We start from the raw sequence: 25,108 nt of genomic DNA, 5'->3' as shown, positions 1-25,108 counted from the left end.
GGGAAGAAGTACACAATTTTAACTCCTAATTCTTCTACAGATGCGATTAATCCTCTTGTACAGACAGGGGTTAATCGCGTCTGTACTTTTATTTACCAAACCCTTTACCGCGACTGCTAGAAGGTAAGCAAATGCAGTTTTCTATTTGAGTGATTAAAGTTTCACGATCCAAATTTTGACCAATCAGTACTAGTTGATTTTTAGGTTGACCTTGCCAATCATCATCATCCAATGTGAAGCGTTTACCGCAGAGGTGGAAAATATGACGCTTCGGACTTTCATCAAACCACATAATCCCCTTGGCTCGAAAGATATTTGAGGTTAGTTGGTTATCTAAGAAATACTGAAACTTCCTAATAGAAAAAGGCTTGTCACTTTGGAAAGATATGGAAGTAAAGCCATCATTTTCTAAATGATCGGAGTGATGGTCATGGTGGTGTTCGTGGTCATGGTCGTGATGGTCATGACCGCATGTTGAGTGGTCATGGTCGTCGTCGTGGTCATGATGGTGATGATCGTGATGGGCGTGTTCATCCACCACTGTGTCAAAATATTTATCGGACTCAAACAGACCGACACTGAGAATTAACGGAAGTGGCACTTGCGATCGCGTAGTACGCAGAATTCTTGCGCCTTCCTTAACTTCGTTAATTTTCGTCTCTAACTCATTCAAAGTTGCTTCATCAACCAAATCTGTTTTGTTTAAAACAATCACATCGCCATAGGCAATCTGGCTGTATGCTGCCTGAGAATTAAACAAATCTAGACTGTAATTCGCCGCATCTACAACGGTGATAATCGAATCTAAGCGAGTTAAATCCCGCAATTCTGTACCCAAAAATGTTAGGGCTACTGGTAGCGGATCTGCTAGACCAGTTGTTTCTACTACTAAGTAATCTAGATTTTCTTGGCGTTCTAAAACTTTGTAAACTGCATCTACTAAATCATTATTAATAGTGCAGCAGATACAACCATTATTTAGTTCCACCATGTTCTCACCAGTGGAAACGATTAGCTCATTGTCGATGCCAATTTCCCCAAACTCATTCACTAAAACAGCGGTCTTTAAACCCTGTTGGTTGTTGAGGATATGATTAAGTAAAGTCGTTTTGCCACTACCAAGGAAACCCGTAATAATTGTTACTGGCATTCCTTGTTTAGGTGTATCCATTGCCTGAGATTCAGAAATAGCTGCTGATTGCATAGCGCTGTTATCAAAAAAATCAAAAATAGTAATGTAGCGCAGATAGTCCAGAAAACACTAGCGCCGCTACGCGGAATTCAAAATTCAAAATTCAAAAACCTTTGATTTTTAGGCTTTGGAGATTTTGTCGAATAGTATGTTGATTTCCGCCGTTACGTACTAGCATAGGGATGCTGGATCGTCATCCCATCTGCTTTACTTTATTATTGCGTATCTCCCTATTGAGCATTACACCCCTTGAGGTGTTCGACCTTTGATTTGCATACAGTCAGCAGTCAGAATGCTTGCCAATACAAGGTTTTCCATTTTGAATTTTGAATTTTGAATTTTGAATTGATTATGACCCTAACCCTTTACAATACCCTCACCCGTCGTCAAGAACCGTTTGAAACAGTGGAACCAGGCAAGGTTAAGATGTATTACTGCGGCGTGACGGTATATGATTATTGCCATTTGGGTCATGCGAGAGCTTGCATCGTTTGGGACGTAGTACGTCGATACCTCCAGTTTATCGGCTATGAAGTACGTTATATTCAAAATTTTACTGACATTGATGACAAAATTCTCAATCGAGCCTGTGTTGAGCATTCATCAATGGAAGCTGTAGCCGATCGCTTTATCAAAGCATATTTTGAGGATATGGCACGGTTGGGAATCAAAGAAGCTGATGAATATCCCCGTGCTACTCACACAATGAATGGAATTTTGCGGTTAATTCACGATCTAGAGAATAAAGGCTTTGCTTACCCCGCTGACGGGGATGTGTATTATGCAGTGCGACAGTTTTCTGAGTATGGCAAACTTTCGGGACGCAGGTTAGAAGATATGCAAGCTGGAGCCAGCGATCGCGTCAACGTCGAAGATCCAGAATATCAGAAAAAGAAAGACCCTTTTGATTTTGCCTTGTGGAAAGCAGCAAAACCGGGAGAACCAGCTTGGAAGTCACCGTGGGGTGCAGGGCGTCCGGGGTGGCACATTGAATGCTCAGCAATGGTGCGCGATCGCTTGGGCGATACCATAGACATTCACGCTGGTGGTGCCGACTTAATTTTTCCCCACCATGAAAACGAAATTGCCCAATCCGAGGCTGTTACAGGAAAACCCCTAGCGCGTTACTGGTTACATAACGGTATGGTGAAAGTAGATGGTGAAAAAATGTCCAAATCTTTGGGCAACTTTATCACCATTCGAGAATTGCTGGATCGGGGAGTTGACCCGATGGCAGTACGGTTGTTAGTGCTGACAGCCCAATATCGCACACCCATCGATTTTACCGACGAAGCGATCGCAGATAAGACAAACGCTTGGCACACCCTCAAAGCAGGTTTACTTTTCGGCTACCAACACGGGCAAAAACTCGGCTGGAACTTAGGAGCTGGAAATATCCCAATACCCAGTACCCAATCCCCAGTACCCAATCCCTATATTGAGCGTTTCCAAGAACTTGTTAATGATGACTTTAATTTTCCTGGTGGCTTAACAGTGCTGTTTGAATTGGCGAAAGAATTGCACCGAGAAGGAAATATTCTTGTGCATCAAGGAAAAACCCAAACACCAGCTTTGGAGTTGCAACGTCAATGGCAAACACTCCTTACATTAGCTGGAGTGTTGGGTTTAGAAGCCAAGCCAGAAGTAGAAACTTCTGTAACAGAAGGTTTAAGCGATGCGGAAATTGAGGCGAAAATTCAGCAAAGACAAGCAGCACGTCAAGCCAAGAATTTTGCTGAAAGCGATCGCATTCGTAAGGAACTGCAAGCACAAGGTATTACGCTAATTGATAGCCGTGAGGGCACACGTTGGCATCGGAATAATTAAATTCAAAATGATGAGCAACCACAAACAAATCACTGATAGAACATTTGAATTTTCTGTTCGGATCATTAACCTTTGTAAGGTACTCAATGAAAGTTCTGGAGTAGGGCGAACACTCTCGCAACAGTTACTGAAATCTGGTACGTCTATTGGAGCAAACGTTGAAGAATCGCAATCGGCACAGAGTACAGCCGATTTTATTCACAAGCTAGAAATTTCTCTAAAAGAAGCTAGAGAAACCAAATACTGGCTAAGACTTCTAATTGCAACTGAGTTAATTTCCGAAGACCGTCTACTGCCAATGCTGGGGGAAATTAACGAGTTAATCAACATAATTGCCGCCATAGTCGTCAAAACCAAACAAAATCGTCAACAATAACTTCATTAATTTTGAATTTTGAATTTTGAATTGTATTATGTGGTCTGAACTCAAAAAAGCGATCGCTAGTTTTGATATTCCCGCTGATTGGATTGGTATCAGAGCCGTCAAGGAAACTTCCACTAATCGTTTAGTCCGTGACGGCCTACCCCAAGCCAACGGCAAATCCTTCACCGTAGGAGCCATGCTGGAAGTTTTGGTCAATGGCTGTTTGGGTTATGCAGCTACTAACTCTCTAGAACTGCCATCCCTACAAGAGGCTGCCCAAACAGCCTATAAACAGGCACTAGCAGCCAGTGAATGGTGGATACATCCCTTCCGTGAAAGTGAACGTCCTAAAGTCGTTGGTGAATATAAATCTCCATTTCTTGAGCCATTGGACGCTTTAAGTCCTGGAGAAATCAACAATTTACTGGTTCGCATTTGCCAAACCCTAAAAGTTGACGACAAAATTGTGCAAACCATCGCTGGCGTCAGCACAACCGAGAAGGAGTCCTGGTTTGTCAGCAGCAATGGCTCAGAAGTATATCAAAAATTTCTATCCATAGGCACTCATTACGGAGCCACAGCCCAAGATGGGGCAATTATACAGCAACGCAGCCACAACGGCGCTCAAGCAAACTGTTACCAAGGCGGGCTAGAACTTTTAAAACAAGAGAATTTATGGCATCGAATACGGCAAATCGGCGAACAAGCAATAGAACTTTTAACAGCAGAAGAATGCCCAAACACCCGTACTAATTTAGTTTTAGCCTCAGACCAAATGATGCTGCAAATCCATGAAAGTGTCGGGCATCCCCTAGAAATTGACCGAATTTTGGGAGATGAACGTAACTATGCAGGGGGCAGTTTTGTAAACAAAAGTGATTTTGGCAAACTGGTATATGGTTCGCCATTGATGAATATTACCTTTGATCCCACCGTGCCTGGTGAATTTGCCAGCTATGGCTTTGATGATACGGGTGCTGTAGCAACACGAGAGTATTTAATCAAAGAAGGTGTACTCCAACGGGGTTTGGGTAGCCTAGAGAGTCAAGCTAGAGCAGGTGTACCAGGGGTAGCTTGTGCCCGTGCTTCCTCATGGAATCGGCCAGCGATTGATCGCATGGCAAACTTGAATTTAGAGCCTTTAAACGCTAGTTTTGAAGACATGATTGCGGGCATAGAACATGGCGTTTACATGGAATCTAATCGCTCTTGGTCAATTGACGATCAACGATATAAATTCCAATTTGGTTGCGAATACGCCAAATTAATAGAAAACGGGAGATTTACCAAAACCCTCCGTAATCCCAACTATCGCGCTACAACACCAGAGTTTTGGCATAGCTTAATTAAAGTAGGAAATGCGAACAACTGGCAAATGTACGGTACTCCATATTGTGGCAAAGGGGAACCAAATCAAGCTATTTGGGTAGGACACGGTTCACCAGTTTGTGTATTTGCTAATGTCGAAGTTTTTGGTGGAGGAACTTGAAAGATTGCTGAGCGGAGCCGGAGACGCTCCGCCTCTGGTGAGGAGTTAGCAGTAGAGACGCGATTAATCGCGTCTCTACAAGAGTTAAGAGTTATTCTCCCCACCTCCCTATTCCTTATTAATAGTTAATATCCATGAAAATTGAAGAATTATCTACTTTAGAAGTCAGCTTTAATCAATTGATTGAAACTCTACTTATTAAAAAAGTAGAAGATGAAGAATTTACTGTAAAACTCAGCAGCGAGCGTAGTCAATTTACTCGTTTCAATCATGCAAAAGTCCGACAAACTGGTTGTGTTACTGATGGTTGGCTCGAACTAACTTTGATGAAAGATAGGCGCAGTAGTTTTCGGCTATTTCCCTTTACTGGAAATTGGGAGAGAGACTGGGAACTTGGCTATACTGCTTTGCAAGAACTACGAGATGAACTGATTCTATTACCCATCGACCCCTATTTAGTTTTACCATCAGGAAATAATACTAGTAGAGAAATACATTCTGGAAATTTATTGCCAGAAGAAGCAGTAGTAGCAACTATCTTAGAACTAGTTTCCGAACTAGATTTTACTGGGATATATGCTGGGGGATTTGTAGTTAAAGGTTATGGTGATTCTAGCGGACAAAAACACTGGTTTGCTACTGATACTTTTACCTTAGATTATTCTCTATTTATTACATCTGGGCAAGCAGTTAAAGGTACATTTGCAGGTAGTGATTGGGATAAAGCTGCATATATAGCCAAAATCAACGAAGCTAAAAAGCAACTAGAACTACTTTCCCGTCCAGCCAAAGAATTACAACGAGGACAATACAAAACTTATTTTGCCCCTGCTGCTCTTGCAGATTTATTAATGATGCTTTCTTGGGGATCTGTAAGCGAAGCTGATATCCAACAAGGAAACAGTTCTTTAGCTGCCCTAAGGCGTCAAGAAAAACAACTTTCTCCAAAATTCAGGTTAAAAGAAAACTTTCAAAGGGGATTAGTACCACGATTTAATGAATTGGGAGAAATAGCAGCACTGGAGTTCCCTGTCATCGAAAAAGGATACTTGGTAAATACTCTGGTGAATTCTCGTACTGCTAAGGAATATGGGAAAATTGCTAATGGTGCGAATGCTTCAGAGACATTACGCTCGCCAGAAGTGAGTTCAGGTAATTTAGTATTTGAGCAAATTCTTCCAAGTTTAGATACAGGATTATATGTATCAAATTTGCATTACTTGAATTGGAGCGATCGCCAAACTGGTAGAATCACAGGTATGACCCGTTATGCTTGTTTTTGGGTGGAAAATGGAGAAATTATCGCCCCCATTGAAAACTTGCGTTTTGACGAAAGTCTCTATCGCTTTTGGGGAGAAAACCTCATAGATTTGACCACTTTTCAAGAATTTATTCCCGAAGTCGGAACATACGAAAGTCGTCAACTCGGAGGTAGTTTAGTTCCCGGTATGTTAGTCCAAGATTTTACCTACACTCTGTAATCAGGTGAGATTTCGCAATCAATAGAACAAGGGATTAGGTGTTGGTAACTACAAATAATTTCTCCCATTCCCCACTCCCCACTCCCCACTCCCCATCTCAGCCTTGCCAAAACCTAAAGTTGGCATAGGCATTCACTCTATATCTGCTAATAATAGAGAAGTAGGTTTTTTCAGGAATTGCGATGATTAGTCCGCAGCAGGTTGAGGCAATGATCAAGGCGGAACTGCCAGACGCCCAAATTCAGGTGCAAGACTTGACTGGTGGTAATGACCACTATCAGGTCACAGTCGTTTCATCGCACTTTGCAGGTAAAGGACTAGTGCAACAACACCAATTAATTTATGGTGCGTTGCAACAAGCTATATCAACTCAAGCGATTCACGCTTTGTCTCTAAAAACATATACTCCTGAGGCTTGGCAAGCAAAATCAGCTTCGTAAATATAAAGTCAGGAGTTATGAGTAGAGACGCGATTAATTGCGTTTCTACAAGGCGATTAATCGCGCATGTACAGGTGTTAGGAGTGATAAATTTTTTACTTTTTACTCCTAATTGCTGATTGTTCAATACAACATAGGAAACATAAATACCATGACACCAGAACTCAAAGAGAAAATTGATAAATTGGTACAAGACAACAAGATTTTGGTTTTCATTAAGGGAACTAAATTAATGCCCCAATGTGGTTTCTCTAACAATGTTGTCCAAATTCTGAACAGTTTAGCAGTTCCTTACGAGGCGATTAACGTTCTAGCAGACGATGAAATCCGTCAGGGAATTAAAGAATACTCTAACTGGCAGACATTTCCCCAAGTGTATATCGATGGTGAATTCGTTGGCGGTTCCGACATTATGATTGAACTCTACCAACAAGGTGAATTGCAGCAAAAGGTAGAAGTAGCAATCGCTTCGTAACTCTCTGTTCACAGCAAACCGTATGCCCAAGACTGGGAATTGGGCATTGAGAGGTGTGCGAGGTGTGGGAGAAGGGAAAAACATAAATTATCTTTCTCCCCACACTTCCCAGTCCCCAAAGCCAAAAATCCCCTCAGTCATATTGGCAAGACCAATACAAGGCTGAGGGGATAAATTTTATCAACACAATATCTCCAAAATCTCACACCACGACAACCCGTTGACCAATACAAATAATGTGCTATAATTATCTGCGTTGATTTACGGTTACTATCAATGACCAAGCAAATGGTATTAGTAGTAATCGGGCTGTGGCTCTGGTTGCGGCACTGCAAAATTCGATGCATCGTACAAGTAGCGGCTGGCTTCCTCTTCTAAACGATGAATCAGAAAGGGTTCAATGGTGTTACCATGTCGCAGTGCGGCTAGATATCCATCCAAATACATCCGCATATCATCCATACGATAACCGCGATTCCATAACTCGACGAAGGCGTCAGTGAGTCTTTGGTAATAGCGGATAGTTTGTGTGTCTTGGAGCATAACTGCTGTATTAATGTCTTTGGAATGAGAATTGTAAATGATTCACGCTCAAATGTGAAGTGTAATTTCACTTTGGGATCAATTAAAAGTAAACATATGTCCTTCGGTTAGCACTCTCCTAGTAGCTACAAACTACTTCAATCGTATTCCAGAAAACACCTATTTTACTTATCTGCTAAGGTATTTTTATGATTTTGTCTCGCAGCAAGGCGATTTTATTAGTGTTATATTCATGGATGTAAGCACTAATCTCTTCATCAAGAATCACTTTTCCATCAGAGTGGAAAGCTATTTTCTTAACAATTAGCTGCTTAGTTTATGGTTGTTGGATATCATAGCCATCAAGAAACAGAATATTTAAGCTAGAAGAACTTTTGATAAGTTCGATAACTCTTTTTATAAGTTTAACAAAAATTTAAGAATATTTCTAATCCCCTCTTGGAAAGGACAAATTAAAGATATTGGCACTTTTTTTATGAGGAAATGTAAAGCTAATAGCAGTTGAAGTAACAAAGGCTACAAAACCTTAGACATGGGCTTGTTACTTTGAAAGTCATCGACGCTAAGGGGTCTTGCCACCGTGGGTTCGGTTTGTATAGAAATCATTGAAGGGAATCCCCATCTAAGGTCGTTGCTAGGTTGGCACTTGCAACAACTGGAATACCGGGTGCATCAAGCTGCCAGTATTTATCAAGCAAGGGAAGTATTTTTAAGCCATCAACCAACACTTGTGGTTTTAGATGCAGATCTTCCTGACGGTGACGGCATTGAATTTTGTCGTTGGTTGCATCGTCAGCAACAGCCTTTAATCTTAATGCTATCTGCCCGCAATAGTGAAGCTGATATTGTTGCAGGTTTAAAGGCGGGTGCAGATGATTACTTGAGCAAACCTTTTGGGATGCAAGAGTTTTTGGCACGGGTAGAGGCACTGATTCGCCGTAAGCGCACACCGACTGCACCAGCATATTTGGATTATGGTACTTTGCAAATCGATTTAGTTCAGCGCCGCGTTCGCTTCCAGGGAGAGTTCATTGACTTAACGCCTCAGGAATTCAGTTTACTATACGTTTTAGCACAAGCTGGGGGAGTGCCTCTAAGTAGGTCGGAATTGCTGCGTCGTGCTTGGCCTGATGCCATCGATAACCCTCGTACCATTGATACTCACGTTTTGTCGCTGCGAAAAAAGGTTGAACTCGATCCCCGACAACCTAGCTTGATTCAAACTATCCGCAATGTGGGATACCGTTTTAACATGGAAATTTTGAATACTAATATTCCACAGTCACAAACAAAGTTAACTAGAGAGAGATTTAGTAATCAACGTTCAACACTTAGTAGTAGTCAAGTGTGATCAAGAGTGGGGACTGGGGACTGAGGACACTTCGACAAGCTACTTCGACTTCCTTCTCTACGAGAGGCTGCGCCAACGGCTCTGCTCAGCACAAGCCGCTCAGGACAGGTCGCTCAGTACAAGTCAGTGCATTGCTGGGGACTGGGAAGTGTGGGGAGAAAGAGAATTTATGCTCCTCCCTCCTCCCATACCTCTCAATGCCCAAAATCTAACATTCAAAATCGTCTTGAGATTGCGCTTTAATCAAGGTTTTTCGTAATTCATCCCAGTTTATTTCAGAAACTCTTTGATTTACCGATAAATGACCTTGCTGTAGGTGCAATAATCGAGTACAAAACATCTGAGCTAAGTCCAGTTGGTGATTTACCATCAAAATTGTAGTTTGATGAGTTTGACTCAACTGAATTAAGACTTGTATTAGATGGGAAGCTGTACCAGCATCTAGGTCAGAGGTTGGCTCGTCTAATAATAAAATTTTAGGTTGGATGAGTAAAGCACGTGCGATCGCTACTAATTGTCGTTGTCCCGCAGAAAGTTGCAACTCTGTTCGACCTAACCATTCATTGGGAATGTGAAGTTGTTCTGTCCAGTAACTGACTCGTTCCTGAATTATTTGTTTAGACAAACCACGCAAAACTAAAGGATAAGCTAAAGCTTGCCCAACTGTCATCCCTAACAGCTTTGGTTCTTGCAATACAAGTGTCATCATCTGACGTAGCTGGATGACGGGAATTTGGCGATACTCTTGATTTTCTAGATAGATTTTGCCGCTAGTGGGTTCAATAAGGCGGTTGAGGAGGCGTAGTAACGAAGTTTTACCAGCACCCACTGGACCTACAATGCCAATGCGTTCGCCGCAGGCGTTGGCGAGGCCATCGCCTTGGAATACCTCAAAGGAGATATCCTGCAATATGGGATATCCCTGCTGATTCCCTGAAAGTTGGGTTTTCAGCTTTGTAAACAGATTAACTTGTTCTAGCCTGAGTGTGGCTTTTGCTGTATTCAAGGGGAATGGGGAGATGGTGAGAAATATCCAATGTCCCATTCCCAATTTTATGTTAATTGTCTGGTAGTTAAGGCTGTAGCGATCGCCCAGGCATCGACCAACAGTAACAACAGTGTGAAACCTAGTAAAATCGCATACATCCACGGTTGTGCTAAAGGACGAACATCTGTAGTGTCAATCTTCGTCTTTGCTTGGACAATCTGCACTAAACGGGCAAATCCAGCTACACGCATTGGTAGTAAATAAGCTTTTCCATCTTGGCTGAGGAAATAATAAACTAGACCTCCTTGGCCAGTACTGCGAGGTTTTAACTCTTTGACTTCTGACCAAGTTAAAAACCAGCCTTTACGAAAAAAGCGGGGCACCCAACGGGGGTAAGTAACCTGAATGCCTTGTTCATCTACTATTACTTGTTCTGTCAACACCGCGTACAGAGCAACTAAACCGATGCTAATCCCTAGCCACAATAATGCTGGGGGTACTGGTGCGGCTGTTACCTGCGATAAGAAGGGTAATGGAACTGTGAGTGCTATGTATAGACTCAGTAGCGTTATCCGAATCAAAGGAGAGAGGTGAAAAATAGAAGCTGAAGTATTGGCTGAATTTGCTGTCACGGCTCAATTACAATGCTTTTCTTCATTGTAGAATAGCTTTTCGTCTTACCTCGTCTAAGAGGTTGTTTGAAAAATCTAAATTATTACTAACCGGGCGATTGTAAATCGCGGCTACACAGACGAAACCCACCTACGTGGGTTTGAAAACATTGATTTTGTGTTAGTCCACCTTTGTGGACTAAGCTTTGTGTAGTAGCGAATTCTATTCCCCCAATACTTTTCAAACATCCTCTAAGGTAAATACTTTTGGACGACACTCCAGCCAGTAATGGATACCCAGGCAAATCCTAGAAATAAAATAATATTGACGCCGATATGTAAAGGTCTAGCCCAAGGTCGTCTGGCATTAATTTGGGTTGCACTGAAAGCAGACAGTAAAACCAAGGCTACTACAATCAATCCCGCCGGCAAATGTGACGAGTGTCCTAGAGAACCAAAGTGACCCAAAGTGCCAACAATGCCGATCGCCAGCAATAGTAGCACTAAACTTACCATGCTAATGCCCATTAGATAGTGCAGCGATCGCACTCCCCTATTTCCGCCCATGAATAACGGAATAAAGGGAAACTGCTGCGAAGTTCTTGCCCGAAACATCCAAACGCCGGTGACTGCTAACATCAGGTATGCCAGCAGGGACAACCCCATCGACCAGGCGGCGATTTTCCACAACCAAAAAAATGAAGGCAGATTCATAACAATGATTGTAAATGAGAGGGGGGCATAGGGCATGGGGCAAGCAGGAAGTGTGGGAGGGGTGGGAGGTGTGGGAGGATAGGGAAGAAATCTTTCCCCCCCTTTTTCCCCACGCTCCCCACACCTCCCCATCTCCCTATTCCCTGTTTCCTATGGATTTGAGATAGGCATTAAGCTTGGGTAAGAGTTGATCGAGAATTGGTTTAAATCTGTTTACCTAATAAATAAAAAAGGCTGCTGAATTCAGCAACCCAGAAATTGAGCCAAATTGTTTTTTTAATCAACAGCTGCTAAACCAGCGATTTGTAAGGGTTTTATACTATCTCCGGTCTTTGTATTAAGTTGCTGCACCATTGCTGTGGTATCTATAGGTTCTTTTCCAAATGATGAGTCTGTATCTAACTCATAATTGCTAGGGTCATCGAGCATCAGGCGATCGCACGGAATATTATCCGATAAAATTGCACTTGCCATCATACCCGTATGAATCTCCAATTGAGCTTTTCGCGGAGCTTCAAACACTAGGCGTTGCCCTGGAAAAACAACCCTTTCAAAATACCAATTGGGAATATTAGAGATGCGAGCTACCTGTATTTTGCTCGTGGCATTAATGTAGCAGCAGAGAATTTTCCCCGATTGCTCAGGTGGTAGAGGATCTAAAATTTGAGCCATAACTGCTGAGGAGCTTTACGCCACAATTTTACATTACACTTCCCAAGCCTAGCACCGAGTGATCCCCAGTTGCTGTAACTGTGAATACCAACTGAGTATTTGTAAATTATTTCTATCTAAAGAATTATTTATGGTTATGAAAATTTTGTAATTATTTATGCCTTTTTGGCAATTATACACTATAAATAAAAGTTTTAAATATTTTCCCTGAGTATAAAAGCTTTAATTCGCTGAGGAAAGATAACTAGGACATTAATCTGAGGATGATCCCCTTGCTTTTGACTTAGTGAACAAGTCAGTTTTGCTGTTTTATCTATCCCAAGATTAATACGCTTAGATGGTCGCTTAATGAATAAACTCAATGTTATCGTAAAGCTATATGAAAAATATCTTCATAAATGTCTCTCAGTCATATGCATTTAGTGTGCAAAGTAACTTTATTGATTCCTACAATTGGGAACAAAAAGTTGTTACTTACCAATAATCGGCTTCAATGTCAAGCAACATTGTGATAGATAAAAACAACCAAAACAAAAACACCCTTTAAAACTGAAGTTTTTCTAGTTTCCCCCAACATTGGCAAGATGGCAGTCAAAACACCCATAATGGAAAATCGAATTCTTTACGTTCGCCTTCCCTGTAACCCCATCTTTCCCATTGGGGTTGTCTACCTTAGCGATCACGTCCATAAGCAATTTCCCAACATCGAACAGCGCATCTTTGATTTGGGAACAATACCACCTTTAGACTACAACTCGGCTTTGGATCGGTGTATCGATGAATTTAAACCTACACTACTAGTATTTTCTTGGCGGGATATTCAAATTTATGCCCCAGTTGGTGGACGTGGCGGTAACCCGTTACAAAACGCCTTTGAATTTTACTACGCCAAGAATCCCCTATTAAAACTACGCGGAGGATTGGGGGGTTTGCGAATCTTCATCGCTTACTATGTAGAGTTGTGGCGTAACCAGGGCTTAATCAAACGCGGTTTAAAGCGTGCCCAAAAATATAATTCTCACGCCCGTACAGTTGTAGGTGGTGGTGCAGTCAGCGTATTTTACGAACAACTGGGTAAAAGCTTACCCCAAGGGACAATTATTTCTGTAGGTGAAGGGGAAACTCTGCTGGAAAAACTTTTAGGTGGCAGAGAGTTTCGAGATGAACGCTGTTATGTTGTGGGAGAAACTCAACCACGAAAACGGCTAATTCACGAACAACCTACTCCCCTAGAAAAAACAGCTTGCAACTACGACTATATCGAAAGCATCTGGCCGGAATTTAACTATTATCTGCAAGAAGAAGACTTTTATATAGGTGTACAAACTAAGCGTGGTTGTCCTCACAATTGTTGCTATTGCGTTTATACAGTTGTTGAAGGCAAGCAAGTACGCATCAATCCAGCAGATGAAGTAGTTGCCGAGATGCGCCAATTATACGATCGCGGCATTCGCAACTTCTGGTTTACTGATGCCCAATTCATCCCAGCACGTAAATTTATCGACGATGCAATAGAACTATTGCAAAAGATCGTCGATTCTGGTATGACAGATATCCATTGGGCAGCTTACATTCGAGCCGACAATTTGACACCTCAATTGTGTGAGTTGATGGCGAAAACCGGGATGAACTACTTTGAAATCGGCATTACCAGTGGTTCTCAAGAACTCGTGCGGAAAATGCGGATGGGTTACAACCTCCGAACTGTCTTACAAAACTGTCGTGACTTAAAAGCCGCTGGTTTTAACGACTTAGTTTCTGTCAACTATTCCTTTAACGTCATTGACGAACGTCCCGAAACTATCCGCCAAACCATCGCCTACCATCGGGAACTAGAACGAATTTTTGGCGCTGATAAAGTCGAACCTGCCATCTTCTTTATTGGACTACAACCCCATACCCACTTAGAAGAATATGCCCTCAAAGAAGGCATCCTCAAACCAGGATATAATCCAATGAGCTTGATGCCGTGGACAGCCAAAAAACTGCTTTGGAATCCCGAACCCCTTGGTTCATTCTTTGGGGAAGTTTGTTTACAAGCTTGGCGACAAAATCCCAACGATTTCGGACGCGAAGTCATGAATATCTTAGAAGAAAAACTCGGTTGTGCCGACTTAGAAGCAGCACTTTCTTCACCAATAGAGAGGAAAGAAAAGCAGCTAGCAGGTGTATCCTAGAAAACACAAGAATCTGGGGATGTTCAAAATTTTGAATTTCTCCTCCTCTCTTCCTCAGCGTCCTCAGCCCCCACCGTACCCCTACGGGGAAGCAAGCTACGCGTAGCGTCTCTTTTAGGAGAAGTTTTGATGTTTTTGACAAGCCGCCCTCCAGGCGTCTACGGCGGAAGCCGCCCCTCAAACTTCTCTGTTGCGGTTCGTTTTCATAAAATCCCAAACTCATGTTAGAAGGTTCAATTCTACAACAGCTGGAAACAGCCCATCGCCACAGCACCAGGCCAATTCGATTCGGAGTGTACTACAAAAATACCCTAGTATCTCTCTGCCATGCCTTAGAAGACCATATCCTAGCAGACGACGATAAACCTTTAGTCATCACAGCCTTCCAACAGGGTAAATGGTATCTGCAAGAAGCTCAACGATATGCAGACATCGCCCAGCGCAGCCGCGAAATTGCTATCATGGCTGCATCTGATGCTGGCTTTGCCGAACATCCTACAAGCCTTCTACCCAATGTAGACTTAGTACCATTAGACACAGCCGATCCGGTGGCGCAAGAATGGCACTTAATTATTTTGTCGCCAAATTACACAGCAATGGTAATTTGTCAAGAACTATCGGCCGCTGATTATGGCAGCAGTGGAATACCTACATCAGACTTAGAGCGCAAATTCTACGGTTTGTGGACATTTGAGCCAGAGTTAGTCCAAGAGACAGCAGAAATAGCGATCGCTCACATCAGCAAATATAACCAAGAACTAGCAAATAAACTCATTGCCGATAAAAAGGCGATCGTTCCATCTACTGCCAGATTAGAAAATTTAGGTGCAGTTGTCTCCCGTGTAGTTGATTATCTCCAGACTGGGCAAGACAATTTATCCATTCCCACAGCCCTTAGCCAACAAACCCTAGATCGGAACTTGGTTTCTAACGAAATTCAGGCATTTTTGAGGATGGCGCAACTGCTGGATATAGCAGATGTCAACAATCCAATGGCAGCTGCCGAAGTAGTAGTACTTGCCGAAGCGATCGCCCAGCTTTTAGATCTTCCTGCATGGCAGATTAAGAGATTGCGGCTAGCAGCTTTATTACATCGCATAGATCCATTACAAAAAGCAGAAAGCGTTCTCACTTCTGATAAAATATCCACACGTTCTCAAGAAGATGCCCCCTGTTGTCCTTTAATACCAGGAACACAAGTATTGCGAACCATGCCGCGACTGCGAGCAGTTGCCCAAATTATTACTCACCAAACCGAGTGGTGGAATGGCACAGGAGAGCCAGCAGGTTTAGCCGGAGATGAAATTCCCCTAGAGTCGAGAATTTTGGCATTATTGGCAGACTTTCAGTGGCGAGTAAATCAGCGAAAATCCTCAAATCAGAGTCGGCAAGAAATATTTACTCAAGCTTTAGATGAGTGCAGACAGCAACAATCCACCCGCTTCGATCCTAAACTTGTAGATACCCTAGCTTTATTAGTTATGGGTTTACAACAGGGACTCGACTTGCCCATAATGACACCCAAAGTTAGCAGCGGCGTTTGGCTACTTGATTCCCAATGGGATAGCCACAGCAAGACAAGTGAAGAGATTGGTACTTACTACAAATGAATATTGAAGCTATCAAATTAGGAAAACTCAAACAACTTCCAGGTGCAAATTTAGAAGACGAGGAACTTTCTCGGCTCGATTTAAGCCGAATTAATCTTGCTGGTGCTATCCTTGTCGGCGCTAATTTCGCTGCTTCCAAACTCGAAGGTGGGCACTTAGAAGGAGCGAATTTAATGGGGGCGAACCTGCAAGGAACTGACTTGCGGGCAAACCTTATGGGAGCAAACCTGATGCAAGCAGATTTAACAGGGGCTGACTTGCGAGGTAGTAATCTGCGGGGTGCTAACTTAATGGGAGCCAGACTCAGCGATGTATCCTTGGCGGGTGCTTTCGTCAGTGGTGCGAATTTGATGAATGTCAACCTCCAAGGTGTAGACTTGCGCGGTGCTGACTTACGTGGTGCCAATCTGACTGGGGCAAATCTCAAAGGTGCAGACTTGAGTCGCGCTGATTTGCAAGGGGCATTATTGAGTGAAGCAAACCTAGAGGAAGCTGACTTGCGGGGCGCGAATTTGGCAGGGGCGAATTTTACAGGGGCGAATTTGCTGTGTGCAGAGTTAGAGGGGGCGAATTTAAGCGGCGTTAATTTGGATAAGGCTTGTTTGGTGGGTACAGTGGTTGAAACGCGAGCGTAATAGCAATTTGAAAAAAGAATGTGACAAATACAGTGGGTAGGGGCGCACAGCTAGTTGTGCGCCCCTGCAATCTGCTGTATGTGTTGCAAAGATTATTAGAATTATGTAACGTCGTACAAGCGATCGCTATCTTTCAGTGTCTCAGGCGAACAATTGGAGAAGAAAATATCGTGTTCACCATTGTAATTTCCTACAACCAAAAATTATCGAATTTCATTTAGTTGCAGGGCTTCTTCTGGGTCTGAATCTCAGCGAATGATAGCTCTATTAATCGTACAAAAGCTAGTTTATCTTTATTAAAATCAACTACAACACCTGTAGGTTCCAGCTTAATAATTTTTCCAGCGATGATATTGCCAACTTGAAAGTTAGCTAAAGTGAAGCTCATAATATACTGCGATTAGTATGCATCATTATATAAACAATTTAGTAATGCTCATATTATCAGACAGGCGATCGCCGAGATTGCCCCCATATCAAAAACGCCAGTATACTCATCAAAAATACTCCCATCAGTCCTTGTAAAGGATTATTATTCACACCAGTCACCCAATCAGGAACTTGACCAGAATATTTGACTAATTTCCCTACATTAATAATGTAGTAACCCCAGACTAAACCACCATGCAAACCAATTGGAAAACCTAAGCGTCCCCTACGCCAGCGCTTTCCCCATACCTGCGTTAACCCCAGCAATACTAAAGCAGGAAATTGCGGCAATGTCTGAATAATTACTGCCAGCGGCTTGATAAAGTGCAATGTTGCAAATGTAATTGCATCTGTCCACAGTGCTACAGGCTGACTGTAGTCTCGTTGTAATTCATCTAGCAACCAACCTCGGAATAACAATTCCTCAGCAAAGCCAACACCCAAAGCGACAATTAAACCCTCTAAAATCACTTTCACCAAGAAAACTTTTGGTTGTTGCCACACCAACCAACCCAACAAACTCTGTACCCCAAAAAGTATCAAAGTATTAATTATGCCCATAGCCAAACCACGCATTAAATCCACACCGTTTTGCCGCGTGAGTTCTAAGCCATAATGTCGGAGAATTTGAGGCTGCTGATAGACACGCTTACCCCACAGCCTCAAGAGAATAATAAACAACGCATATAATAATACAATTGTCAATATACTTACTAAATTTGAATCATTCACTAGTAAGTAAATTGGTGTAGCTAAGGGCAACCATAGCAGCAATAAAATCCCAATAAAATAACCCAGCCTAATAGGGGCAGGGCGTTCGGCTAAACGGACAAGGTTTTTTTTCATACCAATTAAGTCACCAATCGCAAATGACCAATGACCAATGACTAATGACTATTCATCAGGTTCAATCGTGCTACTTAAACCGTGACTTTTCAATGTTTCGCAATAGAACTCAGCATGTTCCTGAGCGCAAGTAATGACTAAAGCCATTCCATTAGTATGGGCTTCCATCATGATGCTAACAGCCTGGGGTTGGGTAAGACTCGGCACAGTGGTTATTAGTACCTGTACCACGTACTCCATAGAGTTGTAGTCATCGTTATGGAGCAAAACGCGATAGCGAGGCGCGAGCTTGCGGGACGTAGAACGCTTTTCAATGGTTTCAACTGACACTGCTCTTTGCTCTTTAATCGTTAATTCACTACAACAAAGCCTCTGTTTAGCGATCGCTTAACAGTTGTTTACCTATTCTATAGTATTTCGTCGAGATACTATGCGAGGAAAACCCTTTGCTGTTGGGGATTAGTCCTATTAGTTTTGCGTAGGCACTGATAAGCAATATCTCTAAGACATCGTTGCCGTGAGAGTGCTACCCTAATGTTACAGAAGCTTCTTTTAAAAGGAGCGCATTCTCACTTTTAAATTCAAAAACTTACAAAACAATCTTTGTCACTACCACAACTGTCTTAATGATGGAGATGAACCTAGATTTTCTGCAACCGGGACAAATAGTGTCTTTAAAGCATGGTGAGAGGAATCTATATGCAGAAGTCATTCAATTTGTAGTTTCTCGCCAGTTGTGCTGGGTGCGTCCTTTATTAATGGTCACCTTTATTGAAGAATCCCCCCTGGTTACCGATTTACGCGATGCATCTGATTTACTTTGGCCTGCCGATTTATTTCAACCAGCTTTAGATACAGAAGTAATTACCTTATTGAGCCAAGTTTTAGCAAAACAACCAAAAACTGAGCTTGACTCAGCTGCCAAACAGCAACTCAATCAGTTTATTCACCAACTTTGGCAAGCATATCAATAGGGACTGGAGATTGGGGATTAGGGATTGGGGCATTAATTATTAATTCTACTCCCTCACTCTCTCATCCCCCAGTAGGTGAGCCGAGCCGAACCGCATCTCCCCCTGTCCCCAGTCCCTAGTCCCCATTCCCCAGTTACACATAACGAATACCAGCATCTCTCATCCGTTGAATTCCTTCTTGCAATCTTTCATCAGAGATAGTTAAAGCAATTCGGAAAAAGCCTTCTCCACATACACCATAACCACTGCCAGGAGGTACAACAATGCCACATTTGTCAAGTAGCAAATTCACAAATTCTATTGAGGAATATCCTTGAGGAATAGGTGTCCAGACGTAAAGGGTAGCTTTAGGAGGCTGAATTGGCCAACCTAGAGATTGTAGTCCATTGATGATAATGTCACGGCGATTTTGGTAAACCGATATGATGGCTTGAAGTTCTGCCTCTGTGGTATTAGAATAAGCTGCGATCGCTGCTTGTTGAATTGCCTTAAACACCCCGGAATCAACGTTACTTTTTACCTGCGCTAAGCCTTGAATACCCAAAGCATTACCAACAACAAAACCCACTCGCCAACCAGTCATATTGTATGACTTAGACAGACTGTGAAATTCGATAGCCACATCTTTCGCACCTGGAACTTGCAGTACACTAGGCGGTTTGTAGCCATCGTATGCCATTTCTGAGTAAGCGTGATCGTGGCACAACAAAATATCATATTGCTTGCAGAAAGCTACCAATTCTTCAAAAAACTCTAGTGTTGCCAACGCCCCAGTGGGATTATTAGGATAATTAATCCACAACAGCTTTGCCTTGTGAGCTACTTCTTCGGGTATGCTACTCAAATCAGGCAAAAAACCGTTTTCTGCCTTCAAAGGCATAGTAAAAGACTCACCACCAGCGAAGATTGTGGAAGTCCGATACACAGGATAACCAGGATCTGGTATTAATGTATAGTCCCCTGGTTCCACAAAAGCTAAGAAAGTATTATGAATTGCTTCTTTAGAACCAATTGAAGAAACAATTTCTGTATAAGGGTTCAACCCCTTGACTCCAAACCGATTTTCCATCCACTTAGCCGCTGTCTCTCGGAATTCTTTCGTACCTTGGTAAGGTGGATAATTGTGCATTGAAGCATTCTCAATCGCCTCATGCATTACCTGAAGAATATGAGTAGGAGTCGGTTTATCTGGATCGCCAATACCCATATTGATGATATCAACTCCCTTAGCAACGAGTTCATTTTGCTTCTGGACAATTTCAGCAAACAGATAGGGAGGAATTTTTTCTAGGCGTTTAGCGAACTGCATGGCGATTTATGAGGAATGCACAATGTAGATGGTCATTAGCACAGTTTACGCCACCTTAGGATTTAAATAATTAATCTCATAGAAAAATAAAAGTAATGATATCGCCCCTTTGTTACCCACGCTGTCTTTGAATAAAGTAAGCGGTTAGATTAGCATAGCTATCCGTGCTAACCTACAAGGAGCTATTGTTCATCTGTAGTAAATTATTTTTTCTCTTCCTTACCGATGCAGGAGGAACTATAGCTATTTTAAAGTTTGATTGCTCTAGTCTTTATTAAATTCATTTAATAAGCTAGAAACTTCTATGTCCAAAGACTGAGGATTAGTATCCCAGGCTAGAAACCAACTGAATTCGACCAGCATCCATCTCTGCCATTAATAATTCTAAAGCTTCGTAGTCCACGTCAGAAATGTAACCTAGTTGTGTTAATTCCGAGTTGATTTCATTTTCTATCTCAGGAGTTAATTTTTTAATATCAAGAGCTTTTTCTACCAATTTACGAATAGCGTACCTAGTTCTCATAAGTAATAACCCAACTCTATTATGATATTAATTATTCCAGATAAATCTAAGTATAAAAAGCGATCAAATACTACTTGATTAGTGATATAGATCACAATTTAAATTAGCTAGATAAATAATTGCTGTGATTTTGCCTAATATCATCAGTAACAGTAAAGTGTGAGATTTAACTTACTGTTAAGACTTGGCTAAATTAGCTTAAGTTATAGACTAGGCAAGTTTCCTCAGGAAAGTTACGGATAATTTCTCTGTTCTAGTCCTGTCTATGTTGATTGTTTTTGAACTGAGATAAAAAAAAAGTATATATGAACACATTTTAAACAGGAATTATGACAATCTTTAAACAGAGATACTAAAGCAATAAAGATTCAGCAAAGAAACCTAAGACATATGGTCGATGCAACAAAAAAAAGTTTATGTTCAAATAATTCTTACCTTGACGCTTCAATAACTCTCATTAGGATGTAACCATGCAAGCAGTGCTTCAGTATCCCAAAATTGCGGTTATTCAACCACAAGGCTGTTTGAATGCTGCAAACGCCTTGGAATTTGAACGAGATCTGACCACAGGGCTAACAAAAAATGATATTTCCATCTTGGTAGTAGATCTAGCCTCAGTAGAATCCTTGGACAGCGCAGGGCTGATGGCATTGTTATCTGCACATAAACTGGCTGTTAGCTTAGAGAGGAGTTTCCGACTTTGCAATATTGCTCCCTCAGTTAAAATTATTTTTGAACTGACGCAACTCGATAGAGTTTTTGAAATTTTAGAAAATGAAGCTGACTTGTCTGCAACATAAATTTATATAAAAGTTATGTAAAACAAGCAAAGTTCAAGTGAGGAGCGGACTTTATGTAAAGGAGTTATAAGTTGCAACGATAAATTTTGTTGAAAGGCCTGATTCGATGCTAAGGTTGGGTTTTAGTAACTGTAATTAAGGTAGCTCGAAGATAGCATAGTGGCTGTTGCAGTTGAAAAGCTAATAACATCGGATATTTTAAAACCAGGGCGTTACTTGGGTAACGAGCGCTTAGCAATACACAAACCTTGGGATACGACAACAATACGCTGGGTCTTAACCTATCCAGAAGTCTATGAAGTCGGTGCATCGAATTTAGGGCACATCATTTTATATAACATTTTGAATGCCCAAAAGAACCAATTGTGCGATCGCGCCTACTTACCAGGGCAAGATCTATCAGCCAAACTACGGGAAACTAATACACCGTTATTTGCAGTAGAGTCAAAGCGATGGCTCACAGAATTCGATATTTTAGGCTTTAGCCTCAGTTACGAACTGGGTGCAACTAATATCCTAGAAATGTTGGATTTGGCGGGAATTCCTTTAACATGGCAAGAGAGAAGAGACGCAAAGACGCGAGGACACGGAGACAGGGAGAATAAAGAAAATATCACCGCGTCTCCCCATCCCCGCGTCGCCGCGTCCTCTCCTTACCCATTAATTTTTGCTGGGGGACAGACAGCCACATCAAATCCTGAGCCTTACGCTGACTTCTTCGACTTTTTCGCTCTTGGAGATGGAGAAGAACTACTACCAGAAATTGGTTTGGTGTTGGAAGAAGGCAAACAAGCTCTTTTGAGTCGGGAAGAATTGTTACTAGACTTGGCACAGATACCAGGCGTATATGTGCCGCAGTTTTACAAGATGGCAGACGATGGCTCAGTTCATCCCCTGCGGCCAGACGTGCCAAAACGAATTCTGCGAAGAGTTGCAACTCCCATCCCAGCATATTCCATTGGGCTAGTTCCCTACGTAGAAACAGTACATGACCGATTGACCATTGAAATTCGGCGTGGTTGCACTCGTGGGTGTCGGTTCTGTCAACCAGGAATGCTGACTCGACCAGCACGGGATGTAGAACCAGATAAAGTGGTAGAAGCAATTGAACAAGGTATGCGGGCAACCGGTTACAATGAGTTTTCCCTGCTTTCCTTGAGTTGTTCTGATTATTTATCCCTACCAGCGGTGGGGATGGAAATTAAAAATCGCTTAAAAAATGAAAACATTTCTCTGACTCTACCCAGCCAGCGGGTAGATAGATTTGATGAAAATATTGCCAATATCCTTGGAGGTATCCGGCAAAGTGGATTGACCTTTGCTCCAGAAGCTGGAACTCAGCGGATGCGAGACATCGTAAATAAGGGTTTGACAAATGAAGAACTGTTGCGGGGAGTGAAAACTGCTTGGGAGCAAGGCTGGGATAAAATTAAGCTATATTTTATGATTGGCTTGCCAGGTGAGACAGATGCTGATGTCTTGGGCATTGCTGAAACAGTAAGTTGGCTACAGCGCGAGTGTCGGGGCAAAGGCAGAAAACCCCTAAACTTTAATTTGACAATATCTAACTTTACCCCCAAGCCGCATACACCATTTCAGTGGCACTCAGTGTCTAGCAGTGAATTCCAGCGCAAACAAAACCTGTTGCGGCAAGAATTCCGCCGGATAAAGGGAGCAAAGGCAAATTTTACCGATGTCCGGATTTCGGCAATGGAAGATTTTATTGGGCGGGGCGATCGCAGTTTGGGGAAAGTAGTGCGCCGCGCCTGGGAATTAGGTGCAGGTATGGATTCCTGGTATGACAATTTAGATCGAGCTTTTACTGCTTGGGGAGATGCAATCGCCCAAGCCGGTCTAGATTGGAAATACCGCCAAATCGAAAACGGGGAGTGGAATCTGTTTCACCCACAAGAGCAGAGGAGCATAGGGGCAGAGGGACAGACGGGAGAATTCCTACCTCAGGACGGGCTAAAGCATAGCTATCCGCTAACAGCACTTAGGACTCAGCACTCTCCACTCGCCACTCTCCACTCCCTCGACACTCCCCTACCTTGGGATCATATTGATACTGGCATTGACAAAAAGTGGCTCAAAGAAGACTTGGAACGCGCTCTAGCAGCTACAATTGTACCCGACTGCTCTTTTGAAGGTTGTTCTCACTGCGGCGTTTGTGGCACTGATTTTGGCCACAATATCGTCATTGAACCTCCTGCTGTGCCAAAATTTGTTGGTGAATTTGTCCCCAACACCGCTAGGACACAGCGAATACGAGTGTGGTTTGGTAAACAAGGTAACATGGCTTTAGTAAGCCATCTCGATTTAATCCGTTTGTTTGACCGAGTTGTGCGGCGAGCTGGCTTGCCAATTGCTTTCACTGGTGGGTTTCATCCAATGCCGCGAATTTCTCTAGCCACTGCTTTGGCTTTAGGAGCTACAAGTAGCGGTGAAATTGCGGATTTTGAATTAACATCGTCAGTAGAAATTGATATTTTTAAAGAGCAACTAGTTCGAGAAATGCCCACAGACATACCCGTATATCATGTGGCGCAAATCGATTTAAAAGCGAAAGCAGCTAGCCAACTATTGGAGGCCGCAGAGTATTTGATGACTGTGGCATCACCAAAAGAAGTGACACCTGCACAATGGCAAAATTGGATTGATACCATCAAAGCCAAAGACGAACTCTGGTACGAGCAAACAACCAAGTCAGGCAAAAGCCAGTTAATAAATCTGCGCGATCGCTTGTTTGAATTGGAATTGGCAGAAACTCACAGTAACATGGCAGAATCTATATCTGTTATTCGTTATCTAGGCAGCTATCGCCAAGATGGTTGGCTCTTACGTCCCGAACAAATCGTGTTTATGCTAGAGGCAGTAGCTAATGTAGAATTTCAAATCCTACACATCCACCGCAATCGCCTAGTTTTAGGGGTATAATCCTTCTATGGCAATTTGCTAGTAGTTGTCATAACATGGCACATCATAGGAATTGATTTTTAGCAAGGTTGCGTTAGAATGGGATGAAGAGAAATTTTCTGGCGCTGCATTGAATTAGCTGGTTCACTACCCTCGCATTCAGGGGGCGAAAGCAAAGATATTAGAGTGCAACTTCTAGGATTTTATCCCAGACAAACTGAGGCAGATTAAAGAACACACACTCTCTCTATAGCTAACTTGTGAATCAGTAACGAACAGCAGGCTCGGTTAGGTTCTCTAACTCCATGCTTTTTAAACAACTGCTGAATGTCTAATCCACAGTAGTGCCTAGGAGCCAGTGCGTTACTCTTGTAGAGTTGTACTCCTTTGGAGAACTCACAATGAAAGCAACTGCCGTCGGCTATGCCGACTTATAGACGCCCACAGACGCACAAAGCCAAAGCGCAGTTTGCCGTAGGCTAGGGCAACTTCAGGCAGAGTAGCAACTGGTGTTGCTGAATATAACCCTAAGGATAAATTTGGGGAATGGAAAATAGAAGTAGTTTTTTTTTGTTAACGACTTCAGTAGATTACTCTCAAATCAAACATCCTGAGTTAAAAGTTGACTCAGGATTTAGTACTTTCAAATCAGAACTCTCTTTCAAAGAGAGTATTGCATCACAAATCAACCACGGACAGTTGGTTTAATTGCTTAAACAATATGAATATGCAGCCGTTCTGG

At 42.4% G+C, this 25,108-nt stretch carries 25 protein-coding genes; 14 read left to right on the top strand and 11 right to left on the bottom strand.

All coding sequences use genetic code 11. The features are described 5' to 3' along the window. Positions 1 to 88 precede the first annotated feature (88 nt). Positions 89 to 1,204, bottom strand: coding sequence for a CobW family GTP-binding protein (locus ACM0OY_RS00540; protein WP_414566952.1), 1,116 nt, complete (start codon positions 1,202 to 1,204; stop codon positions 89 to 91). A 339-nt stretch (positions 1,205 to 1,543) separates the two neighbouring features. Between ACM0OY_RS00540 and cysS the strand changes: the two genes are divergently transcribed. From cysS to grxD, 6 genes are all read left to right on the top strand, one after another. Further along, entirely contained in the window at positions 1,544 to 3,019 is a 1,476-nt protein-coding gene (gene cysS / locus ACM0OY_RS00535) for a cysteine--tRNA ligase (RefSeq protein ID WP_414566951.1), read from the top strand. Positions 3,020 to 3,029: 10 nt separating this feature from the next. Beyond that, on the top strand, positions 3,030 to 3,395 hold the full coding sequence (locus ACM0OY_RS00530) for a four helix bundle protein (RefSeq protein ID WP_414566950.1): 366 nt from the start codon (positions 3,030 to 3,032) through the stop codon (positions 3,393 to 3,395). A 37-nt stretch (positions 3,396 to 3,432) separates the two neighbouring features. After that, on the top strand, positions 3,433 to 4,872 hold the full coding sequence (locus ACM0OY_RS00525; RefSeq protein WP_414566949.1) for a TldD/PmbA family protein: 1,440 nt from the start codon (positions 3,433 to 3,435) through the stop codon (positions 4,870 to 4,872). Positions 4,873 to 5,006: 134 nt separating this feature from the next. Next, positions 5,007 to 6,353 (top strand): TldD/PmbA family protein, encoded by a 1,347-nt coding sequence (locus tag ACM0OY_RS00520; protein WP_414566948.1) that lies wholly within the window; start codon positions 5,007 to 5,009, stop codon positions 6,351 to 6,353. A gap of 182 nt (positions 6,354 to 6,535) precedes the next feature. Then, positions 6,536 to 6,793 (top strand): BolA family protein, encoded by a 258-nt coding sequence (locus ACM0OY_RS00515; RefSeq protein WP_414566947.1) that lies wholly within the window; start codon positions 6,536 to 6,538, stop codon positions 6,791 to 6,793. A gap of 151 nt (positions 6,794 to 6,944) precedes the next feature. Then, positions 6,945 to 7,268: a Grx4 family monothiol glutaredoxin gene (grxD, locus tag ACM0OY_RS00510; RefSeq protein ID WP_414566946.1), complete on the top strand. Its 324-nt coding sequence runs from the start codon at positions 6,945 to 6,947 to the stop codon at positions 7,266 to 7,268. A 294-nt stretch (positions 7,269 to 7,562) separates the two neighbouring features. On the opposite strand, the gene ACM0OY_RS00505 is transcribed toward grxD, so the two are convergent. Next, positions 7,563 to 7,811, bottom strand: coding sequence for a DUF6761 family protein (locus tag ACM0OY_RS00505; protein ID WP_414566945.1), 249 nt, complete (start codon positions 7,809 to 7,811; stop codon positions 7,563 to 7,565). Between the two features lie 580 nt (positions 7,812 to 8,391). Between ACM0OY_RS00505 and ACM0OY_RS00500 the strand changes: the two genes are divergently transcribed. Next, entirely contained in the window at positions 8,392 to 9,162 is a 771-nt protein-coding gene (locus ACM0OY_RS00500) for a response regulator transcription factor (protein WP_073641170.1), read from the top strand. Positions 9,163 to 9,370: 208 nt separating this feature from the next. Here the strand turns inward: ACM0OY_RS00500 and ACM0OY_RS00495 are convergent, their stop codons facing one another. The 4 genes from ACM0OY_RS00495 to ACM0OY_RS00480 all read right to left on the bottom strand — a co-directional run bounded on the left by ACM0OY_RS00495 (position 9,371) and on the right by ACM0OY_RS00480 (position 12,147). Further along, positions 9,371 to 10,207, bottom strand: a complete 837-nt coding sequence (locus ACM0OY_RS00495) for an ATP-binding cassette domain-containing protein (protein WP_414566944.1) — start codon at positions 10,205 to 10,207, stop codon at positions 9,371 to 9,373. Between the two features lie 8 nt (positions 10,208 to 10,215). Continuing rightward, positions 10,216 to 10,782, bottom strand: coding sequence for a hypothetical protein (locus ACM0OY_RS00490; protein WP_414566943.1), 567 nt, complete (start codon positions 10,780 to 10,782; stop codon positions 10,216 to 10,218). 231 nt (positions 10,783 to 11,013) lie between these two features. Beyond that, complete coding sequence (locus tag ACM0OY_RS00485) at positions 11,014 to 11,475, bottom strand: DUF4079 domain-containing protein (RefSeq protein WP_414566942.1); 462 nt, start codon at positions 11,473 to 11,475, stop codon at positions 11,014 to 11,016. A gap of 276 nt (positions 11,476 to 11,751) precedes the next feature. Continuing rightward, positions 11,752 to 12,147, bottom strand: coding sequence for a DUF1830 domain-containing protein (locus ACM0OY_RS00480; protein ID WP_414566941.1), 396 nt, complete (start codon positions 12,145 to 12,147; stop codon positions 11,752 to 11,754). A gap of 584 nt (positions 12,148 to 12,731) precedes the next feature. Between ACM0OY_RS00480 and ACM0OY_RS00475 the strand changes: the two genes are divergently transcribed. From ACM0OY_RS00475 to ACM0OY_RS00460, 4 genes are all read left to right on the top strand, one after another. Further along, a complete protein-coding gene (locus tag ACM0OY_RS00475; protein ID WP_414566940.1) occupies positions 12,732 to 14,324 on the top strand; it encodes a photosystem II high light acclimation radical SAM protein in 1,593 nt (530 codons plus the stop codon). A 221-nt stretch (positions 14,325 to 14,545) separates the two neighbouring features. Next, positions 14,546 to 15,934, top strand: a complete 1,389-nt coding sequence (locus tag ACM0OY_RS00470) for a DICT sensory domain-containing protein (RefSeq protein WP_414566939.1) — start codon at positions 14,546 to 14,548, stop codon at positions 15,932 to 15,934. Next, on the top strand, positions 15,931 to 16,569 hold the full coding sequence (locus ACM0OY_RS00465; protein ID WP_414566938.1) for a pentapeptide repeat-containing protein: 639 nt from the start codon (positions 15,931 to 15,933) through the stop codon (positions 16,567 to 16,569). Before ACM0OY_RS00470 ends, ACM0OY_RS00465 begins: the two co-directional genes overlap by 4 nt. Positions 16,570 to 16,589: 20 nt before the next feature. After that, positions 16,590 to 16,790, top strand: coding sequence for a hypothetical protein (locus ACM0OY_RS00460; protein ID WP_414566937.1), 201 nt, complete (start codon positions 16,590 to 16,592; stop codon positions 16,788 to 16,790). Here ACM0OY_RS00460 and ACM0OY_RS00455 read toward each other — a convergent pair. From ACM0OY_RS00455 to clpS, 3 genes are read right to left on the bottom strand one after another with little or no spacing between them, the layout of a single operon-like run. Next, positions 16,787 to 16,957 carry a hypothetical protein gene (locus tag ACM0OY_RS00455; protein WP_414566936.1) on the bottom strand — a complete coding sequence of 57 codons (171 nt, stop codon included), beginning with the start codon at positions 16,955 to 16,957 and terminating at the stop codon, positions 16,787 to 16,789. The genes ACM0OY_RS00460 and ACM0OY_RS00455 overlap by 4 nt on opposite strands. 56 nt (positions 16,958 to 17,013) lie before the next feature. Then, a complete protein-coding gene (locus tag ACM0OY_RS00450) occupies positions 17,014 to 17,844 on the bottom strand; it encodes a lysostaphin resistance A-like protein (protein ID WP_414566935.1) in 831 nt (276 codons plus the stop codon). A 48-nt stretch (positions 17,845 to 17,892) separates the two neighbouring features. Next, positions 17,893 to 18,174: an ATP-dependent Clp protease adapter ClpS gene (gene clpS, locus ACM0OY_RS00445; protein ID WP_099066750.1), complete on the bottom strand. Its 282-nt coding sequence runs from the start codon at positions 18,172 to 18,174 to the stop codon at positions 17,893 to 17,895. A gap of 299 nt (positions 18,175 to 18,473) precedes the next feature. Here clpS and ACM0OY_RS00440 point away from each other — a divergent pair, with 299 nt between their 5' ends. Beyond that, positions 18,474 to 18,818 carry a hypothetical protein gene (locus ACM0OY_RS00440; protein WP_414567076.1) on the top strand — a complete coding sequence of 115 codons (345 nt, stop codon included), beginning with the start codon at positions 18,474 to 18,476 and terminating at the stop codon, positions 18,816 to 18,818. Positions 18,819 to 18,951: 133 nt separating this feature from the next. Here the strand turns inward: ACM0OY_RS00440 and ACM0OY_RS00435 are convergent, their stop codons facing one another. Next, complete coding sequence (locus tag ACM0OY_RS00435; protein WP_414566934.1) at positions 18,952 to 20,127, bottom strand: LL-diaminopimelate aminotransferase; 1,176 nt, start codon at positions 20,125 to 20,127, stop codon at positions 18,952 to 18,954. Between the two features lie 322 nt (positions 20,128 to 20,449). After that, entirely contained in the window at positions 20,450 to 20,650 is a 201-nt protein-coding gene (locus ACM0OY_RS00430; protein ID WP_073641182.1) for a hypothetical protein, read from the bottom strand. Between the two features lie 470 nt (positions 20,651 to 21,120). On the opposite strand from ACM0OY_RS00430, the gene ACM0OY_RS00425 reads away from it, so the two are divergent. After that, positions 21,121 to 21,450, top strand: a complete 330-nt coding sequence (locus tag ACM0OY_RS00425) for an STAS domain-containing protein (protein ID WP_414566933.1) — start codon at positions 21,121 to 21,123, stop codon at positions 21,448 to 21,450. A 159-nt stretch (positions 21,451 to 21,609) separates the two neighbouring features. Continuing rightward, the gene (locus ACM0OY_RS00420; protein WP_414566932.1) at positions 21,610 to 24,387 is read left to right on the top strand and encodes a TIGR03936 family radical SAM-associated protein; all 2,778 of its coding nucleotides are present in this window, start codon (positions 21,610 to 21,612) and stop codon (positions 24,385 to 24,387) included. Positions 24,388 to 25,108: the final 721 nt, after the last annotated feature.

It is taken from the genome of Nostoc sp. CCY 9925 (genome assembly GCF_963920935.1).
GTDB lineage: Bacteria > Cyanobacteriota > Cyanobacteriia > Cyanobacteriales > Nostocaceae > Nostoc.
This window is presented reverse-complemented; position numbering and strand designations above follow the sequence as displayed.

Excerpts from the sequence above, each read along its gene's own strand:
- grxD (WP_414566946.1), top strand. The coding sequence starts at position 6,945 with ATGACACCAGAACTCAAAGAGAAAATTGATAAATTGGTACAAGACAAC.
- ACM0OY_RS00450 (WP_414566935.1), bottom strand. The coding sequence starts at position 17,844 with ATGAAAAAAAACCTTGTCCGTTTAGCCGAACGCCCTGCCCCTATTAGG.
- ACM0OY_RS00435 (WP_414566934.1), bottom strand. The coding sequence starts at position 20,127 with ATGCAGTTCGCTAAACGCCTAGAAAAAATTCCTCCCTATCTGTTTGCT.
- ACM0OY_RS00520 (WP_414566948.1), top strand. The coding sequence starts at position 5,007 with ATGAAAATTGAAGAATTATCTACTTTAGAAGTCAGCTTTAATCAATTG.
- ACM0OY_RS00470 (WP_414566939.1), top strand. The coding sequence starts at position 14,546 with ATGTTAGAAGGTTCAATTCTACAACAGCTGGAAACAGCCCATCGCCAC.
- ACM0OY_RS00525 (WP_414566949.1), top strand. The coding sequence starts at position 3,433 with ATGTGGTCTGAACTCAAAAAAGCGATCGCTAGTTTTGATATTCCCGCT.
- ACM0OY_RS00425 (WP_414566933.1), top strand. The coding sequence starts at position 21,121 with ATGCAAGCAGTGCTTCAGTATCCCAAAATTGCGGTTATTCAACCACAA.
- ACM0OY_RS00440 (WP_414567076.1), top strand. The coding sequence starts at position 18,474 with ATGGAGATGAACCTAGATTTTCTGCAACCGGGACAAATAGTGTCTTTA.
- ACM0OY_RS00480 (WP_414566941.1), bottom strand. The coding sequence starts at position 12,147 with ATGGCTCAAATTTTAGATCCTCTACCACCTGAGCAATCGGGGAAAATT.
- ACM0OY_RS00495 (WP_414566944.1), bottom strand. The coding sequence starts at position 10,207 with ATGGGACATTGGATATTTCTCACCATCTCCCCATTCCCCTTGAATACA.
- ACM0OY_RS00540 (WP_414566952.1), bottom strand. The coding sequence starts at position 1,204 with ATGCAATCAGCAGCTATTTCTGAATCTCAGGCAATGGATACACCTAAA.
- ACM0OY_RS00505 (WP_414566945.1), bottom strand. The coding sequence starts at position 7,811 with ATGCTCCAAGACACACAAACTATCCGCTATTACCAAAGACTCACTGAC.
- ACM0OY_RS00430 (WP_073641182.1), bottom strand. The coding sequence starts at position 20,650 with ATGAGAACTAGGTACGCTATTCGTAAATTGGTAGAAAAAGCTCTTGAT.
- ACM0OY_RS00530 (WP_414566950.1), top strand. The coding sequence starts at position 3,030 with ATGAGCAACCACAAACAAATCACTGATAGAACATTTGAATTTTCTGTT.
- ACM0OY_RS00455 (WP_414566936.1), bottom strand. The coding sequence starts at position 16,957 with ATGAGCTTCACTTTAGCTAACTTTCAAGTTGGCAATATCATCGCTGGA.
- ACM0OY_RS00485 (WP_414566942.1), bottom strand. The coding sequence starts at position 11,475 with ATGAATCTGCCTTCATTTTTTTGGTTGTGGAAAATCGCCGCCTGGTCG.
- cysS (WP_414566951.1), top strand. The coding sequence starts at position 1,544 with ATGACCCTAACCCTTTACAATACCCTCACCCGTCGTCAAGAACCGTTT.
- ACM0OY_RS00515 (WP_414566947.1), top strand. The coding sequence starts at position 6,536 with ATGATTAGTCCGCAGCAGGTTGAGGCAATGATCAAGGCGGAACTGCCA.
- ACM0OY_RS00465 (WP_414566938.1), top strand. The coding sequence starts at position 15,931 with ATGAATATTGAAGCTATCAAATTAGGAAAACTCAAACAACTTCCAGGT.
- ACM0OY_RS00475 (WP_414566940.1), top strand. The coding sequence starts at position 12,732 with ATGGCAGTCAAAACACCCATAATGGAAAATCGAATTCTTTACGTTCGC.